Annotated in this window: 14 protein-coding genes and 1 riboswitch; of the genes, 9 read left to right on the top strand and 5 right to left on the bottom strand. The window is 69.5% G+C overall.

Annotated features, from left to right (window positions below; translation table 11 throughout):
* Positions 1-15: 15 nt before the first annotated feature.
* Positions 16-489, bottom strand: a complete 474-nt coding sequence (greA, locus tag ACP56T_RS03910) for a transcription elongation factor GreA (protein ID WP_430910913.1) — start codon at positions 487-489, stop codon at positions 16-18.
* Positions 490-604: 115 nt separating this feature from the next.
* On the bottom strand, positions 605-4,078 hold the full coding sequence (carB, locus tag ACP56T_RS03905) for a carbamoyl-phosphate synthase large subunit (RefSeq protein ID WP_430910792.1): 3,474 nt from the start codon (positions 4,076-4,078) through the stop codon (positions 605-607).
* Between the two features lie 294 nt (positions 4,079-4,372).
* On the opposite strand from carB, the gene ACP56T_RS03900 reads away from it, so the two are divergent.
* Complete coding sequence (locus ACP56T_RS03900) at positions 4,373-4,819, top strand: pseudoazurin (protein ID WP_430910791.1); 447 nt, start codon at positions 4,373-4,375, stop codon at positions 4,817-4,819.
* A 46-nt stretch (positions 4,820-4,865) separates the two neighbouring features.
* Here ACP56T_RS03900 and ACP56T_RS03895 read toward each other — a convergent pair whose 3' ends face one another.
* Both ACP56T_RS03895 and carA read right to left on the bottom strand, forming a co-directional pair.
* Positions 4,866-5,243: a hypothetical protein gene (locus ACP56T_RS03895; protein ID WP_430910790.1), complete on the bottom strand. Its 378-nt coding sequence runs from the start codon at positions 5,241-5,243 to the stop codon at positions 4,866-4,868.
* A gap of 119 nt (positions 5,244-5,362) precedes the next feature.
* Positions 5,363-6,586, bottom strand: coding sequence for a glutamine-hydrolyzing carbamoyl-phosphate synthase small subunit (gene carA, locus ACP56T_RS03890; protein ID WP_430910789.1), 1,224 nt, complete (start codon positions 6,584-6,586; stop codon positions 5,363-5,365).
* Positions 6,587-6,764: 178 nt separating this feature from the next.
* On the opposite strand from carA, the gene ACP56T_RS03885 reads away from it, so the two are divergent.
* The 8 genes from ACP56T_RS03885 (at position 6,765) to ACP56T_RS03850 (ending at position 16,184) form a co-directional block, all read left to right on the top strand.
* Entirely contained in the window at positions 6,765-7,226 is a 462-nt protein-coding gene (locus ACP56T_RS03885; protein WP_430910788.1) for a GatB/YqeY domain-containing protein, read from the top strand.
* Positions 7,227-7,365: 139 nt separating this feature from the next.
* On the top strand, positions 7,366-9,264 hold the full coding sequence (gene dnaG / locus ACP56T_RS03880; protein ID WP_430910787.1) for a DNA primase: 1,899 nt from the start codon (positions 7,366-7,368) through the stop codon (positions 9,262-9,264).
* A 197-nt stretch (positions 9,265-9,461) separates the two neighbouring features.
* Positions 9,462-11,465 carry an RNA polymerase sigma factor RpoD gene (rpoD, locus tag ACP56T_RS03875; RefSeq protein ID WP_430910786.1) on the top strand — a complete coding sequence of 668 codons (2,004 nt, stop codon included), beginning with the start codon at positions 9,462-9,464 and terminating at the stop codon, positions 11,463-11,465.
* A gap of 332 nt (positions 11,466-11,797) precedes the next feature.
* Entirely contained in the window at positions 11,798-13,102 is a 1,305-nt protein-coding gene (locus tag ACP56T_RS03870; RefSeq protein WP_430910785.1) for an adenylate/guanylate cyclase domain-containing protein, read from the top strand.
* 12 nt (positions 13,103-13,114) lie between these two features.
* Positions 13,115-13,244, top strand: a riboswitch (TPP riboswitch).
* Between the two features lie 66 nt (positions 13,245-13,310).
* A complete protein-coding gene (gene thiO / locus ACP56T_RS03865) occupies positions 13,311-14,537 on the top strand; it encodes a glycine oxidase ThiO (protein WP_430910784.1) in 1,227 nt (408 codons plus the stop codon).
* The gene (gene thiS, locus ACP56T_RS03860) at positions 14,534-14,746 is read left to right on the top strand and encodes a sulfur carrier protein ThiS (protein WP_430910783.1); all 213 of its coding nucleotides are present in this window, start codon (positions 14,534-14,536) and stop codon (positions 14,744-14,746) included. The genes thiO and thiS overlap by 4 nt, the downstream gene beginning before the upstream one ends.
* Positions 14,747-14,751: 5 nt before the next feature.
* The gene (gene thiG, locus ACP56T_RS03855) at positions 14,752-15,552 is read left to right on the top strand and encodes a thiazole synthase (protein ID WP_430910782.1); all 801 of its coding nucleotides are present in this window, start codon (positions 14,752-14,754) and stop codon (positions 15,550-15,552) included.
* A complete protein-coding gene (locus ACP56T_RS03850; RefSeq protein ID WP_430910781.1) occupies positions 15,549-16,184 on the top strand; it encodes a thiamine phosphate synthase in 636 nt (211 codons plus the stop codon). Before thiG ends, ACP56T_RS03850 begins: the two co-directional genes overlap by 4 nt.
* Before the next feature lie 231 nt (positions 16,185-16,415).
* Here the strand turns inward: ACP56T_RS03850 and coaE are convergent, their stop codons facing one another.
* The gene (gene coaE / locus ACP56T_RS03845) at positions 16,416-17,027 is read right to left on the bottom strand and encodes a dephospho-CoA kinase (protein WP_430910780.1); all 612 of its coding nucleotides are present in this window, start codon (positions 17,025-17,027) and stop codon (positions 16,416-16,418) included.
* Positions 17,028-17,031 lie beyond the last annotated feature (4 nt).

The following is a 17,031-nucleotide window of genomic DNA, read 5'->3' as shown; positions in this document are numbered from 1 at the left end:
TCACGGCGCGCCGGATCAGCCGAAGCGGATCCCGACGACCTCGTACGACTTGCCGCCGCCGGGCGTCGTGACCTCGACCGTGTCGCCGACGCTCTTGCCGATCAGCGCCCGCGCGATGGGGGAGGTGATGGAGACGCGGCCCTTGTGCACATCGGCCTCGGGCTCGCCGACGATTTGGTAGGTCTTCTCTTCCTCGGTATCGTCGTCGACGAGCTTCACCGTGGCGCCGAACTTGATCTTGTCGCCCGAGAGCTTGGTCACGTCGATGATCTCGGCGCGCGAGATCATGCTCTCCAGCTCCAGCACCCGCCCCTCGTTGTGGGACTGGGCCTCCTTGGCGGCGTGATACTCGGCGTTCTCGGAGAGGTCGCCATGGGCGCGCGCCTCGGCGATGGCGGCGACGATGCGCTGCCGCTCGACCTGCTGGCGGTGCTTGAGCTCCTCCTCCATGGCAGCGAAGCCGCGCACCGTGATCGGAACCTTGTCTATGCTCATCGTCTCGCGCCACAACGAAGAGGCCCGGCCGGGAACGACGCTGTTCCCTCCGGGCCAGATAAAATGATCCCGAGCCGCGGGGGCTCGAAGCACCCGCTGCTTGTTCGGCTCAGGCCGCGAAATAATCCTGCAAGGCCCGCACCTGAAGGTCGTCTCCGAGATAGGCTCGGATGCCTTCGGCCGCCGCCATCGCGCCGGCTAGAGTGGTGTAGTACGGCACTTTATGCAAGAGGGCCGCCCGCCGCAGCGAGCGCGAGTCTGAGAGCGCGCCCGCCCCCTCGGTGGTGTTGAAGACGAGCTGCACGTCGCCGTTCTTGATGGAATCGACGACGTGCGGGCGGCCTTCCAGCACCTTGTTGATGCGCTGGGCCGGCACCCCGTTCTCCACCAGGAAGCGCTGCGTGCCGCCGGTGGCCAGCACCGTGAAGCCGATCTCGGACAGTGAGCGGATGGCCGGCAGGATGCGATCCTTGTCGGCGTCGCGCACCGAGACGAAGACGGTGCCCTCGCGCGGCACCTGGGTGCCCGAGCCGAGCTGGCTTTTGGCGAAGGCGACGCCGAAGCCCGTGTCGAGGCCGATGACCTCGCCGGTGGAGCGCATCTCGGGCCCGAGCAGCACGTCGACGCCGGGGAAGCGCGCGAAGGGGAACACCGCCTCCTTCACGGCAATGTGAGAGAGGCTCTTCGGCGTCAGCCCGAAATCGGCCAGCGGCTCGCCCGCCATGACGCGGGCCGCGATCTTGGCGATGGGCTCGCCGATGACCTTGGCGACGAAGGGCACCGTGCGCGAGGCGCGCGGGTTCACCTCCAGCACGTAGATGACGCCGTCCTTGATGGCGTACTGGACGTTCATCAGACCGCCGACCTTGAGCGCCAGCGCCATGGCCTTGGTCTGTCGCTCGAGCTCCGCCATGATTTCGGGGGAGAGCGAGCGCGGCGGCAGCGAGCAGGCGGAATCGCCGGAATGGATGCCGGCCTCCTCGATATGCTCCATGATGCCGGCGATGAAGACGTCCTTGCCGTCGCAGACCGCGTCCACGTCGACCTCCACCGCGTCCGACAGGTAGCGGTCGAACAGGAGCGGGTTCTTGCCCAGCACCGTGTTGATCTGGCCGGTCTTGTCGTTGGGGTAGCGGGCCTTGACCTCGGACGGGATCAGGCTCGGCAGGGTATCGAGCAGGTAGTCGGCGAACTGGGTCTCGTCGCGGATGATCGCCATGGCCCGGCCGCCGAGCACATAGCTCGGGCGCACCACGAAGGGCAGGCCGAGATCGGCCGCCACCAGGCGCCCCTGCTCGACGGAATAGGCGATACCGTTCTTCGGCTGCTTCATCCCGAGCTTGTCGAGGAGCCGCTTGAACTGGTCGCGGTCCTCGGCGAGGTCGATGGCGTCGGGGGAGGTGCCGAGGATCGGCACGCCGGCCGCTTCCAGCGCGCGGGCGAGCTTCAGGGGCGTCTGCCCGCCGAACTGCACGATGACGCCGTGGAGCGTGCCGTTCTGCCGCTCGGTCTCGATGATCTCGAGAACGTCTTCTTGAGTCAGCGGCTCGAAATAGAGCCTGTCGGAGGTGTCATAGTCGGTGGAGACCGTCTCCGGGTTGCAGTTGACCATGATGGTCTCATAGCCGGCCTCGGTGAGCGCGAAGCAGGCGTGGCAGCAGCAATAGTCGAACTCGATGCCCTGGCCGATGCGGTTCGGGCCGCCGCCGAGGATGACGACCTTCCTCTTGTCCGACGGCAGCGCCTCGTCGGCCACCGTGCCGGCGAAGGGCGCGACATAGGTCGAGTACATATAGGCGGTGGGCGCCTTGAACTCGGCCGCGCAGGTGTCGATGCGCTTGAACACCGGCCGCACGCCGAGCGACTTGCGAAGCGCCGTCACCTCGTCGTCCTGCTTGCCGGCCAGCACCGCGAGGCGCGCGTCGGAGAAGCCCGCCGCCTTGAGCTGGCGGAAGGCACCGGGCGTGGTCGGCAGGCCGTGGGCCTTCACGCGCTTCTCGAGATCGACGATGGCCTGGAGCTGCTCCAGGAACCACGGGTCGATCTTGCAGGAGGCATGCACCTCCTCGTGGCTGATGCCGAGGCGCAGCGCCTGCCCGACCTTCAGCAGACGGTCCGGCGTCGGCGTGCCGATGGCGGCCTTGATGGCGTTGTGGTCGTCGCCCTTGCCGAGCCCCTCGATCTCGATCTCGTCGAGGCCGGTGAGCCCCGTTTCCAGGGAGCGCAGCGCCTTCTGCAACGATTCCGCGAAGCTGCGGCCGATGGCCATGGCCTCGCCCACCGACTTCATGGCGGTGGTGAGCGTAGGCTCGGCGCCGGGGAACTTCTCGAAGGCGAAGCGCGGGATCTTGGTGACGACGTAGTCGATGGTCGGCTCGAACGAGGCCGGGGTCGCGCCGCCGGTGATGTCGTTGGCGATCTCGTCCAGCGTGTAGCCAACGGCGAGCTTGGCCGCGACCTTGGCGATGGGGAAGCCCGTCGCCTTCGAGGCGAGCGCGGACGAGCGCGAGACGCGCGGGTTCATCTCGATGACGATCATCCGGCCGGTGGCCGGGTCGATGGCGAACTGGACGTTCGAGCCGCCGGTCTCGACGCCGATCTCGCGCAGCACCGCCAGCGAGGCGTCGCGCATGATCTGGTATTCCTTGTCGGTCAGCGTCAGCGCCGGGGCGACGGTGATGGAATCGCCCGTGTGCACGCCCATCGGGTCGACGTTCTCGATGGAGCAGACGATGATGCAGTTGTCCGCCTTGTCGCGGACGACCTCCATCTCGTACTCCTTCCAGCCGAGCACGCTCTCCTCGATCAGGACCTCGTTCGTCGGCGAGGCGTCGATGCCGCGCTCCACGATGTCGAGGAATTCCTCGCGGTTGTAGGCGATGCCGCCGCCGGTGCCGCCCATGGTGAAGGAGGGGCGGATGATCGCCGGCAGGCCGACCTCGGCCAGCGCGATCAGCGCCTGCCCGATGGCGTGCTCGCCGTAGCGCTTGCGCCGCTCGCTCTCGCCCGAGTGCCATTTCTTCTCGAAGGCCGCGAGCGCGGCCGCGCGCTCGGCCGGATCGGCATTGGCCGCCTCGATGCGGGCGACCTCGGCCAGATACTTCTCGCGGTCGGCCTTCTTGGCGCCCGAGGCGTTGGCCAGCGCCGATTTCGGCGTCTCCAGGCCGATCTTGGTCATGGCGTCGCGGAAGAGGTGGCGGTCCTCGGCCTTGTCGATGGCCTCCGCCGTCGCGCCGATCATCTGGACGCCGAACTTGTCGAGCACGCCCATCCTCTGGAGCGAGAGCGCGCAGTTCAGCGCGGTCTGGCCGCCCATGGTCGGCAGGATGGCGTCGGGACGCTCCTTCTCGATGATCTTGGCGACGATCTCCGGCGTGATCGGCTCGACATAGGTCGCGTCCGCCATGTCCGGGTCGGTCATGATGGTCGCGGGGTTCGAGTTCACGAGGACGATCCGGTAGCCCTCCTCGCGCAGCGCCTTGCAGGCCTGGGTGCCGGAATAGTCGAACTCGCAGGCCTGCCCGATGATGATCGGCCCCGCGCCGATGATCAGGATCGAGGTGATGTCGGTGCGCTTGGGCATCGGGCGCCTTGTTCTTGAAGCTCGCGCGCGTCCGCCCCCTCGAAAGCCGCTCCGGCGTGAAGCCGGGCTCTCGAAGGGTGGCGCAGGCGCTCGGATGTTCGTCAGGCCCCGCGTTTACACGCAGCCGACCGGGTTTGAAAGGGCGTGGGCGGGGCGGCCGCCCTACGTCGTCTGGAGATGGAATTATTCCATTTATCAATATTTGCAGCGATATTGATCGTAATTGCAAATATTTGTAGGCAAAAATCGCGACGCCGAGCGTCGTCCATAGTCGAGAATCATTCGAGGAAACGTATGGCCCGTCTCAGAACGCTCCTTGCCGCGACGACCCTTTGCCTGGCCGCCGCAACGCCCGTCCTCGCGGCCGAGGTCACCATGAAGATGCTCAACAGCGGCCCCGGCGGATCGATGGTGTTCGAGCCGTCCTTCGTGAAGATCGCGCCCGGCGACAGCGTGAAGTTCCTGGCCACCGACAAGGGCCACAACGTCGAGACCGTGAAGGGCATGGCGCCGGAGGGCGCGACGCCGATCAAGACCACCGTCGGCAAGGACGAGACCGTCGTCTTCGAGAAGGAGGGCGTCTACGGCGTCAAATGCGCGCCGCACTACATTATGGGGATGGTCGGCGTGATCGTGGTCGGCACCAAGCTCGACAATCTCGAAGCGGCCAAGGCCGTGCAGCACGGCAAGCTCGCCGCCAAGCGCTTCGAGCCGCTCCTGGCCCAGGCCGAGGCGAAGTAGGCGAGGCGCCTCCGCCTTCGGGCCGGAAACGGTTCCGGGGGCGGTGTCAGAGGCCGGCGTAGAGCGCCGCCACCGCGCGGTCGATGGAGAGGTAGAACATCCCGAAGGCCACCACGGCCGCGGCGGCGAATTCGAGCGCGACGTTCCGCAGGGTCTGCGTCCGGCGCAGCACCTCGCGCCCGAAGAACACCGAGACCCAGGCGATGGTGAGCACCGCCGGCATGGCGAACAGGAAGGACCAGGTGCTCTCCACGCGGTCGAGCGCCGCGCCGGGCTCGATCAGGGCGCGGATGTTGCGCACCCAGGGGGCGTAGCAGGCGGCGTAGAGCGCCGTCATCCAGGACAGGCCCACGGCGACGCCGAAATGGAAAGTGAAGATCCGGTGCATCCGCGAGAAGTCGTCGCGCGCGTCGTCGAATGTCATCCGGCAGCCCCGATCCCGACAAGATCCCGCCGGCGCTCGTCGAAGAGGCGTCGCCGTTCGCGGGTGTCGTCGGAATGCAGGCGAATCCTGCGTTTTTTGTGACGCGCCGCCGCGAAGGCTCAGACCGTTTCCGGCTTGCCTTCGCGCATCAGCGCCACGAAGCGCTCGAACAGGTAGTGGCTGTCGCGCGGGCCGGGGGAGGCCTCCGGGTGGTGCTGCACCGAGAAGGCCGGACGGTCTGTGAGGGTCAGTCCGCAATTCGAGCCGTCGAAGAGCGAGACATGGGTCTCCACCGCCGTCGCCGGCAGGCTCTTCGGGTCGACGGCGAAGCCGTGGTTCATCGAGACGATCTCGACCTTGCCGGTGGTCTTGTCCTTCACCGGATGGTTCGCGCCGTGGTGGCCCTGCGGCATCTTCACGGTGCGGCCGCCGAGCGCCAGGCCCATGAGCTGGTGGCCGAGGCAGATGCCGAAGGTCGGCACCTTGGCGTCGAGCAGCGCGCGGATCACCGGCACCGCGTATTCTCCGGTCGCGGCCGGATCGCCGGGTCCGTTCGACAGGAACACGCCGTCGGGCTTGAGCGCCAAAATATCCTCGGCGCTGGTGGTGGCGGGCACGACGGTGACGTCACAGCCGGCCTCGGCGAGGAGCCGCAGGATGTTGCGCTTCACGCCGTAATCGATGGCGACGACCCGGTGGCCGCTGCCGGCGGGCCGGTTGCCGTAGCCGCCCTTCAGCGCCCACACCGTCTGCGACCACTCCGAGCGGTTCCTGCTGGTGACGGGGGGCACGAGGTCGAGCCCTTCCATGGGCGCGAGCGCGGCGGCGCGGCTCTTGAGCGCCTCGCGGTCGAAGTTGCCCTGCGGATCGTTGGCGATGACGGCGTTCGGCATGCCGTGGTCGCGGATCAGCGCGGTGAGGGCGCGGGTGTCGACCCCGGTGATGCCGACGATGCCGCGCGCCTTCAGCCAGGCGTCGAGATGGCTCGACGAGCGCCAGTTCGAGGGCTGGGTCACCGCCGCCGCGATCACGCAGCCGCGCACGCCGGAGGCCGGGGCCGCCTCGAGGCTCTCCAGGTCCTCGTCGTTGGTGCCGACATTGCCGATATGCGGGAAGGTGAAGGTCACGATCTGCCCGGCATAGGACGGGTCCGTCAGGATCTCCTGGTAGCCCGTCATGGCGGTGTTGAAGCAGACCTCGCCGTCCGCCACGCCGGTCTGGCCGATGCCGAAGCCTTCGAGCATCGTGCCGTCGGCGAGCACGAGGAGGGCGGTCGCCACGGGCTCCGACCAGGGAGCGGGCGAGGGCGCGGGGTGCGCGGGGGCGCCTTCGTCTTGCAGCATCGGCTCGATCTCGCTTATGTCCGGCCGGACCCGGCGCGCAGGGCGCGCCTGGGCGGCTCGATGGTTGCGGCGCTCATAGCGAGCGGGCCGCGACAGGGTCAATGTGGCCCCGGTGCCGGTCGGCCTCAACCCGCGCGGCGCGCGGGAGGCCCGAGCGTTTTATGAAACGAGGAATTCCATGTCGCTGCGTGAGCGCCTGACGGCCGAGATGAAGGAGGCCATGAAGGCCGGCGACAAGCCCAAGCTCGGCACCGTCCGCATGATTCTTGCCGCGCTGAAGGAGCGCGACATCGAGGCGCGCGGCGCCGGCAAGGAGCAGATCGGCGAGGAGGACATCCTCTCGCTGCTCCAGAAGATGATCAAGCAGCGCACCGAGACCGCGACCGTCTACGAGCAGGGCGGCCGGCCCGAGCTCGCCGAGACCGAGCGCGCGGAAGCCGCCATCGTCGCCGGCTTCCTGCCGCAGCAGATGGACGAGGCCGAGACCAAGGCCGCCATCGACGCGGCCATCGCCGAGACCGGCGCCGCCGGCCCGAAGGACATGGGCAAGGTCATCGCCGTGCTGAAGGGGAAGTTCGCCGGCCGCATGGATTTCGGCAAAGCCAGCGGGCTGGTGAAGGCGGCCCTCGCCGGCGGCTGACGCGCTCCGGCCACGGATGCGACGGGCATCCGTGGTTCTGCACGCAATCCCGAGGCCGATTCGGGCGAACGCGGAGAGGCGGGACTCCGGGTCGCCCGGCGCGGTATAGTCGGCGGTCAGACGTCGCCGCAGGTCCGTCGTGCGCTACCCGCCCCACATCCTCGAAGAGATCCGCACGCGCCTGCCGGCCTCCGACGTGATCGGCCGCCGCGTCCGGCTGAAGAAGGCGGGCCGCGAGTGGCGCGGACTGTCGCCGTTCAATTCCGAGAAGACGCCGTCCTTCTACGTGAACGACCAGAAGCAGTTCTACCACTGCTTCTCCTCAGGCAAGCACGGCGACGTCTTCACCTTCCTGATGGAGACGGAGGGCTTGAGCTTCCCCGAGGCCGTCGAGCGGCTCGCCGGAGAGGCCGGCGTCTCGCTGCCGGCGCCCTCCGCCGACACGCGGGCCATGGAGAGCAAGCGGCGCGGCGCCATCGAGGTCATGGAGATGGCGGCCGTCTTCTTCGAGGATCAGCTGCGCGGATCCGCCGGGGCGGCGGCGCGCGCCTATCTCGACAAGCGCGGGCTCGGGCCCGAGGTCCAGGCGCGCTTCCGCATGGGCTACGCGCCGCCCGGCCGCTACACCCTGCGCGACCATCTCGCCGCCAAGGACGTCGAGAAGGAGCTGATGGGCGAGCTCGGCCTGCTGGTGTCGGGCGAGGACATCGCCGTCCCCTATGACCGCTTCCGCGACCGCGTCATCTTCCCGATCTGCGACATCCGCGGCCGCGTCATCGCCTTCGGCGGCCGGGCCATGCAGGCGGATGCGAAGGCCAAGTACCTGAACTCGCCCGAGACGCCGCTCTTCCATAAGGGGCTGGGGCTCTACAACATCCATCAGGCCCGCAAGGCCGCGCATGAGCGCGGGACGATCGTCGCCGTCGAGGGCTATGTCGACACCATCGCCATGACGCTGGCGGGGCATCCGAACACGGTCGCCTCCCTCGGCACGGCGCTCACCGAGGAGCAGCTCGCGCTGCTCTGGCGCCATGCCGACGAGCCGATCCTCTGCTTCGACGGCGACAAGGCCGGGCAGCGCGCCGCCTACAAGGCGCTGGACGTGGCGCTGCCGATGCTGGAGCCCGGTAAGTCGCTGCGCTTCGCGCTCCTGCCCGGGGGCCAGGACCCGGACGATCTCCTGCGCTCCGGCGGCTCTTCGGCCGTGAGCAAGGTGCTGGAGGCGGCAAAGCCCCTCGTGGAGCTGCTCTGGACCCGCGCCCTCGAGACCGGATCGGCGGATACGCCCGAGCGCCGCGCCGGGCTCGCGCGCGGGATCCGGGACACGGTCGCCGTGATTCGCGACGAGACCGTGCGGCGCTACTACCGCGACGAGATCGAGGAACGGCTGCGTGGTCTGTCCCCGCGCGCGGCTGCCATGCGTGGCGGTACGGGCGGGGAGGGGGCTTTCCGGCGGCGGCCGAGGCCCGGCGATCCGCCGCCGTCGCCCCGGCTGACGGGGGGGCCGAGCCCGCTGCTCGCGCGCTCCTCCGGCTTCTCGGGCACCGGCAACGTGCGCGAGGCGATGATCGTCGCGAGCCTCCTCGCCCATCCCGATCTCCTCGGCGCGCAGGAGGAGGTGCTGGCCGAACTCGATTTCGAGGATGCCGACGCCGTGGCGCTGCGCTCCTTCCTGCTCGACCGCGCCGCCGAGGGCGACGAAGGGGTGGCGGAGGTTCTGGAGACGCGCCTCGTCCGGGTCGGGCTCGACGGAGCGGCCGCCCGCCTCGCCGCCAGGGTGCGGCCCGGCGACCGCTGGGCGCTCGATCCCTTCGCCGACCCCCTGCGATTGGATGACGCGTTGAGGCAGGCCGTGATCTTGCACCGTAAGGCGGGCGCGCTAAATAGCGAACTCAAGCAGGCCGAGCGGGCATTGGTCGAAGAGGAAACCGAGGCCAATTTCGCGTGGCTCTGCGACGTCAAGGAGCGCTTGGCGGTGATCGCCGGAGCCGAGACCGACGCGGGCTTGCCTGAGTCGACCGACTCGACCAACGACTGAAGCTCGTGCAAAGGCCGGGAGCGGGGTAGCGCGACGGTTACGCGTGCCCGCGTGGTTAACAGTCGGTCAAGCGTCTCGCTTGCATACCGAGGGACAGGAACGGCGCGAGCGGCCCGCTGGGCGGCGACGCGCCAACGGCATTTGCGGCTTCGGGGAAGCGGGTCCCCGTTTCGCCGCCACGAAACAATAGGCTGAGCATGGCGACGAAGGCAACTGAACGGGACGATGCGGACACCGCTCCGGAGCAGCAGACGGATGGCCCGCTGCTCGACCTGACGGATGCCTCGGTCAAGCGGATGGTGAAGCTCGCCAAGAAGCGCGGCTACATCACCTATGAGGAGGTCAACGAGGTCCTGCCGGAGGGGCAGTCGGATCCCGACCAGCTCGAGGACGTGCTCGCCCAGCTCTCCGAGATGGGCATCAACGTCGTCGAGGCCGAGGAGACCGACGAGAACGCCTCCGAGCGTCCGGCGAACGCCGAGGGCGCGGACGACGAGGAAGGCGGCGAGGGGACCGAGGTGGCCGAGGTCGCCCCGGCCCGCGCGGTCGCCGTGCGCGAGACCACCGCCAAGGAGCCCACCGACCGTACCGACGACCCGGTGCGCATGTATCTGCGCGAGATGGGCTCGGTGGAGCTGCTCTCCCGCGAGGGCGAGATCGCCATCGCCAAGCGCATCGAGGCCGGGCGCGAGGCGATGATCGCGGGCCTGTGCGAGAGCCCGCTGACCTTCCAGGCCATCATCATCTGGCGCGACGAGCTGGTGGAGGGCAAGGTCCTCCTGCGCGACATCATCGATCTCGAGGCCACCTATGCGGGCCCCGATGCCAAGAACGCGCCCCAGGTCGCCGCCGACGGCGAGGAATCCGAGGAGGGCGACGAGGCCGAGCCGGCCGCGCCCGAGGGCGGCGACGACGACGACGACATGGAGAACAACGTCTCGCTCGCGGCCATGGAGGCCGAGATCAAGCCGCGCGTGCTCGAGACCTTCGACGCCATCGCCAACAACTACCGCAAGCTGCGCAAGCTCCAGAACGAGGATTCCGACCTCAAGGCGGCCGGTGGCCAGCCGGTGGCCGGCGGCGAGCGCAAGCAGGGCGACCTCAAGGACATCGTCGTCGGCGAGGTGAAGTCGCTGTCGCTCAACAACAACCGCATCGAGGCGCTGGTCGAGCAGCTCTACGACATCAACAAGCGCCTCATCTCCCACGAGGGGCGGCTGATGCGCTACGCCGAGAGCCATGGTGTCGCCCGCGACGAGTTCCTGCGCCACTACCAGGGCTGGGAGCTCGACCCGAACTGGATGGCCCGCGTCGGCACCCTCGGCGGCAAGGGCTGGAAGAACCTCGTCGAGAAGGGCTCAGGAGAGGTCGCGCGCCTGCGCGAGCAGATCCTGACGCTCGCCTCCGAGACCGGCCTCCAGATCGGCGAGTACCGCAAGATCGTCAACATGGTCCAGAAGGGCGAGCGCGAAGCCCGTCAGGCCAAGAAGGAGATGATCGAGGCCAATCTCCGGCTCGTGATCTCCATCGCCAAGAAGTACACCAACCGCGGCTTGCAGTTCCTGGACCTGATCCAGGAGGGCAATATCGGCCTGATGAAGGCCGTCGACAAGTTCGAGTACCGGCGCGGCTACAAGTTCTCGACCTACGCGACCTGGTGGATCCGGCAGGCCATCACCCGCTCCATCGCCGACCAGGCCCGCACCATCCGCATCCCGGTGCACATGATCGAGACGATCAACAAGATCGTCCGTACCTCGCGCCAGATGCTGCACGAGATCGGCCGCGAGCCGACCCCGGAGGAGCTGGCCGAGAAGCTGGCCATGCCTTTGGAGAAGGTCCGGAAGGTCCTCAAGATCGCCAAGGAGCCGATTTCCCTGGAGACGCCCATCGGCGACGAGGAGGATTCGCATCTCGGCGACTTCATCGAGGACAAGAACGTCGTCCTGCCCATCGACGCGGCGATCCAGAGCAATCTGCGCGAGACGACGACGCGCGTTCTCGCCTCGCTGACGCCGCGCGAGGAGCGTGTGCTGCGCATGCGCTTCGGCATCGGCATGAACACCGACCACACCCTCGAGGAGGTCGGCCAGCAATTCTCGGTGACGCGCGAGCGCATCCGCCAGATCGAGGCGAAGGCGCTGCGCAAGCTCAAGCATCCCTCGCGCAGCCGCAAGCTGAGGAGCTTCCTCGACAACTGAGATGACGCGGCCGGCCCGAATCCGGACCGGCCGCAACCGTTCTCTGTGTCCTGGCCGTCGGACTCCATCGCGATACTCTCGAGGCGGCCGGGCGATGTCTCGCGCTCCATGGCGCACCCGGTCCGTTCGTGGCGTTGTCCGCCGGTCGCCGTTCGGTTGCCGGCATTGCTTTCGGCCCGCCGCGACGTCCGGTCGGAACATAAGTGGAACGCCTGCGGAGAATCGGCTACCGTCGAACGACTCGACCGAAATCGTCCCCGGAGGCCGCCGCTCGTCACGATCCTCATCGTCCCGATCCTTGCCTCCCGGTTCCCCGCACCCATCTTGGCCATATGCTCCACAGAGGCTCAAAAACGCCCCAGCCTCCGACCGCCGACGCCGACGGCTCGGAGGCCGACGACGTTCCCTTCGGGCTGCTTCAGGAATGCGTCGCGATCCGCGACTGGATGCTGAGCGAGGGCGTTCGCCTGGAGAAGGCGGACGACCTGCTGGCCGGGCTCGCGGAGCGGCTGAACCGGGTCGACGTGCCGGTCGACCGGGCGAGCACCGCCATCGACACCCTGCATTCGGAATATTCCGGCGTCGGCCGGTTCTGGACCCGCGAGGGCGGCACCACCGTGCGGCTGTTTCCGCATGGCGAAGCCTCCGACAGGGCCTATCGCGAGAGCCCGTTCTTCACGGTCCACGAGACGGGGCAGTGGCTGATCCTCGACCTCGCGGAGACCCCGGACGATACCTATGCGGTCATCCCGGAGCTGAAGGCCGGCGGCTACACGCATTACATCGTCGCGCCGGTGATCTTCACCCACGGCAACAAGAACGGCATCACCTTCGCCACCCGCGCCGAGGACGGATTCCGCGACGAGGACATCGCCATCCTGCGCTTCATCATGCCGACGCTGGCGGCGGTGATGGAGATGCGCATCGTCAACAAGCAGCTCGACCATGTGCTGCGCATCTATGTCGGCGACGAGCCGCACAAGGCGATCCTCTCCGGCGCGATCCGCCGGGGGCATGTCCAGCGCATCCGCTCGGCGATCTTCTTCGCCGACATGCGCGACTACACCCGCACCACCGCCGTGATGACGCCGGAGGAGGCGGTGGACCTCCTGAACATCTTCTTCGACTGCCTCGTCCCGGCGATCGAGCGGGAGGGCGGCGAGGTGCTGAAATATCTCGGCGACGGACTGCTCGCGATTTTCCGCGAGACCGGGGATGATCTCGGCGGCGCCGCCAAGGGCGCGCTGACGGCGGCGCAGGCCGCCCTCGCGGCGCTGGACGAGGCGAACGAGCTCGGCCGCTTCGAGTCGCCGGTGGCAGCGGGCATCGCCCTCCATCACGGGGAGGCCGCCTACGGCAATGTCGGCTCGGGGGCGCGGCTCGACTTCACCGTCATCGGCCGCGACGTGAACCTCGCGAGCCGGCTGGCGCAGCTCAACCGGCGGCTCGGCGAGCCGCTGCTGATGTCGAAGCCCTTCGTGGACTTCCTCTGGGACGACCCGGAGCCGCTGGGCGAGCACATGCTCGACGGGTTCGACGAGGCGATCGGCGTCTTCCGGCCGGCGCGCCGGCCGAAGAAGGGCGCGCGCCGGCCGCGTCCCGGCGCCGGCTCCGGGGTTGACCGGGTGCCCGCTTAGGGCCACATCTCTGCGTGTTCCAGGGAGATCCCCGACAAGGGGCTGAGAAACCGCTGGGCGCGACGGTCTTGTCGCGCGGCGCGGAAATCCTTCGAACCTGATCCGGTTCACACCGGCGTAGGGATTGGACCGGGGCCGTTCGAGGCCCGCAGCATCCTCGAAGAGGGCTGAAGGAACCGATCCCTGCGGGCCACCGCGGAGGAGTTCCTTGGTTTCCGTCGATTTTCCCGGCACCGGCGGCCCGATCGGGCTGCGCCGCGTCTCCGCCTCGACCGCCCCCCGATCCGCGCTGCCGCAGCGGGCGGACGTGGTCGTGATCGGCGCGGGGCTGATCGGCCTGTCCGTGGCGTGGACGCTCGCCGGGCGGGGCCTGTCCGTGGCCGTGATCGAGCGCGAGAGCGTGGGGGCAGGCGCCAGCCTCGCGGCGACGGGGATGCTCGCGCCGGCCGCCGAGCACGAGCCGGGCTCCGACCTGCTGCTGCCGCTCGCCATCGAAAGCCTGCACCGCTGGCCGGCGTTTCGCGATGCGCTTCAGGCGGCCTCCGGCATCGGCATCGACTATCGCGAGGACGGCACCCTGGTGCTCGCCATCGGGCGCGACGAGGTCGAGCGGCTGCGCTTCCGCCACGATCTCCAGCGCCGCTCCGGCGTCGCGGCGGAGTGGCTGAGCGGGGAGGCCGTGCGCCGGCGCGAGCCGATGCTGCGGCCCTCCGTCACCGCCGGCATCCTCTGCCCGCTCGATCATCAGGTCGATCCGCGCCTGGTGATGGCGGCTCTCGACGCCGCCTGCCGCTCGGCGGGCGTCGCGGTGGTCGAGGGCTGTGCGGTCGAGGGGCTCGATTGGGCGGGAGGCCGGGTCTGCGGCGTGCGTACCGCTTCCGGCCCGGTGGCCGCCGGGATCGTGATTGTCGCCTCGGGAGCCTGGAGCGGCGAGGGTGGTCTGCTACCGGAGCATCTGGCGCTGCCGGTGCGTCCCCTCAGGGGCCAATCGCTGGCGCTGCGCACCACGCGGCACACGGGAACGCTCACGGGCATGGTCTGGACCGAGCAGGTCCATATCGCTCCGAAATCGGACGGGCATCTCATCGTCGGCGCCACGGTGGAGGATTGCGGCTTCCGGCCGGGCGTCACCGCCGGCGGCCTCTACGCTCTGCTCGAAGGCGCGCGACGGGTGCTGCCGGGCATCGAGGAGATGGAGGTGGAGGCCGTGTGGAGCGGCTACCGGCCGACCTCCGACGACGACGCCCCGATCATCGAGGCGCTGGCGCCCGGTCTCGTCGCCGCCACCGGGCATCACCGCAACGGCTATCTGCTGGCACCGATCACCGCCGATGCGGTCGCCGAGCTCGTCACCACGGGCGCGCTGCCGGACATGGCGAGACCCTTCTCACGCGCCCGTTTCGGCGGGCAGGGGAGCTTGAGGGCATCGGCATGAAGCTCACCGTCAACGGCGCCCCCCGCGAGAGCGAGGCCGCCGATATCGAAGCCCTGTTCCGCATCGAGGCCGAGGAGACCGGCATCGAGAGCCCACAGGGCATCGCCATCGCGCTCAACGGGCGCGTCGTCCGCCGCAGGGACTGGCCGCAGACGCCGGTGAGCGAGGGCGACCGCATCGAGATCGTGCGCGCCATGCAGGGAGGTTGAGAGCCATGAACGACACCGTCACGCCCCTTCGCGCTCCGGACGACGACGCCCTCGTCATCGCCGGCATCCGCTTGTCCTCGCGGTTGTTCATCGGCACCGCCGGCTATCCGAGCCAGGCGATCATGCGCGATGCGGTCGCCGCCTCCGGCGCCGAGGTCGTCACCGCCTCGATCCGCCGGGTCTCGCTCCAGGGCCACGGCTCGGACACCGTGCAGATGCTGAAGGGCAGGCGCTTCCTGCCCAACACAGCCGGCTGCGAGACGGCGCGCGACGCGATCATGACCGCCGAGCTCGCCCGCGAGGCCCTCGACACCACCTGGATCAAGGTCGAGGTCATCGGCGACCGCGAGACGCTCTATCCCGACGCCGCCGAGCTGATCGCCGCCTGCCGGCATCTCGTGGACGACGGCTTCACCGTGCTGCCCTATTGCAATGATGACCCCATCGTCTGCCAGCGGCTCGCCGATATCGGCTGCGCGGCGGTGATGCCCATGGGCTCGCTGATCGGCTCGGGCATGGGCGTCGCCAACCCGGCCAATCTCGAGCTGATCTGCCGCCGCGCCGAGGTGCCGGTGATCGTCGATGCCGGCATAGGCACGGCTTCCGATGCGGTCATCGCCATGGAGCTCGGCGCCTCCGGCTGCCTGCTCAACACGGCGGTGGCCAAGGCCGACGATCCGGTGCGGATGGCCCGCGCCATGCGCCACGCGGTGGAGGCGGGACGCCACGCCCATCTCGCCGGGCGCATCCCGCGACGGGGCCGGGCCGAGCCGTCGAGCCCGCAGCTCGGGCTGGTGGGATCGTGAGGCTGCCCTCGCCGCTGCTCGTCGTCACCGATCGGCACGCGGGGAAGGCCGATCTCGTGGACACCCTGCGCGCGGTGCTCGATGCCGGCGCGCGCTGGATCTGGTTCCGCGACAAGGACATGGAGCCCGCCCGGCGCCTCGCGCTCGGGGAGGCCGTGGCGGTCTGCGTCCGGCATGCCGGCGGCAGGCTGACGGTCGGCGGCGACACGGAGCTCGCGGTGGCGCTCGGCGCCGACGGGGTCCATCTCCCCGGCGGGTCGGGTGCGCCCGCCGTCGAGGCCGCGCGCCGCCTGTTGCCGGAAGCAGCCCTCGTCGGCATCTCAGCGCATGGTCCCTCGGACATCGCGGCGGCCGCCGCCGCAGGTGCGGATTACGCGACGCTCAGCCCCGTCTTCGAGACCGCGAGCAAGCCGGGCTACGGTCCGGCCCTCGGGGTCGAGGGCCTGCGCGCCGCTTCGGCTCTCGGCCTTCCGGTGATCGCGCTCGGGGGAATCACCTCTGGGACCATCGCGCCCTGCATGGCGGCGGGCGCGGCTGGCGTCGCGGTGATGGGCGAGCTGATGCGGGCGGCCGACCCGAAAGCCACGGCCCGCGCCTGCCTCGCCGCCCTCGAGGGTCGGCCGGCCGATTAATACGGTTTCCGGTCGATGCGTTCGGCCCCGTCCGGCTCCCCTCTCCCCCCTGCGGGAGAGGGTGGCCCGCGAAGCGGGTCGGGTGAGGGGAGCGACAGTGCCGGATAGCGCGCGCTCCCCTCTCCCGACCCTCGCTGACGCGAGGCCCACCCTCCCCCGCAAAGGGGGGAGGGAGACACGCGTGGCCGAACGCATCACGGAGAACCGGGACCCACTTCTCCTGGATAGACTCTAACGAAGCGCGTCCCGCAGGTCGTCCAGGATCGCCCGGACCTGCGCTTCCGCGTGCGGGACGCCCTGGCCGGTGTCGATGACGTAATCGGCGCGGGCGCGCTTCTCCGCGTCGGGGATCTGCCGGGCGAGGATCGCGTCGAGGAGCGCCGGGCTCATGCCGTCCCGCGACAACACGCGCGCCCGCTGGACCTCGGCGGGGGCGCTGACCACGGCGACCCTGTCGCAGTCCCTGTCGCTGCCGGTCTCGTAGAGCAAAGGGATGTCCAGCACGACCACGGGGGTCTCTCCGTGCTCCGCGAGGAAGCGCCGGCGCGTCTCGCCGACGCGCGGATGGACGATGGCGTCGAGTTCGGCGAGCTTGTCCGGGTCGGCGGTGACGACGGCGCGCAGCGCGCTCCGGTCCACCGCGCCGTCCGGCGCGAGCACCCCCGGAAAGGCCGCATCCAGCAGCCCCGCCACCTCGCCGCCGGCCCGGTAGAGATCGGCCACGGCCGCATCCGCGTCGTGGACCGGAACCCCGAGGTCGCGGAAGATCGCGGCCGTCGTGGACTTGCCCATGCCGATGGAGCCGGTGAGCCCGAGGATCAGGGGGGAGGGGCGGGGCGGCATCGGC

Origin of the sequence: Methylobacterium endophyticum (assembly GCF_050591105.1) — a bacterium.
Taxonomy (GTDB): domain Bacteria; phylum Pseudomonadota; class Alphaproteobacteria; order Rhizobiales; family Beijerinckiaceae; genus Methylobacterium.
This window is presented reverse-complemented; position numbering and strand designations above follow the sequence as displayed.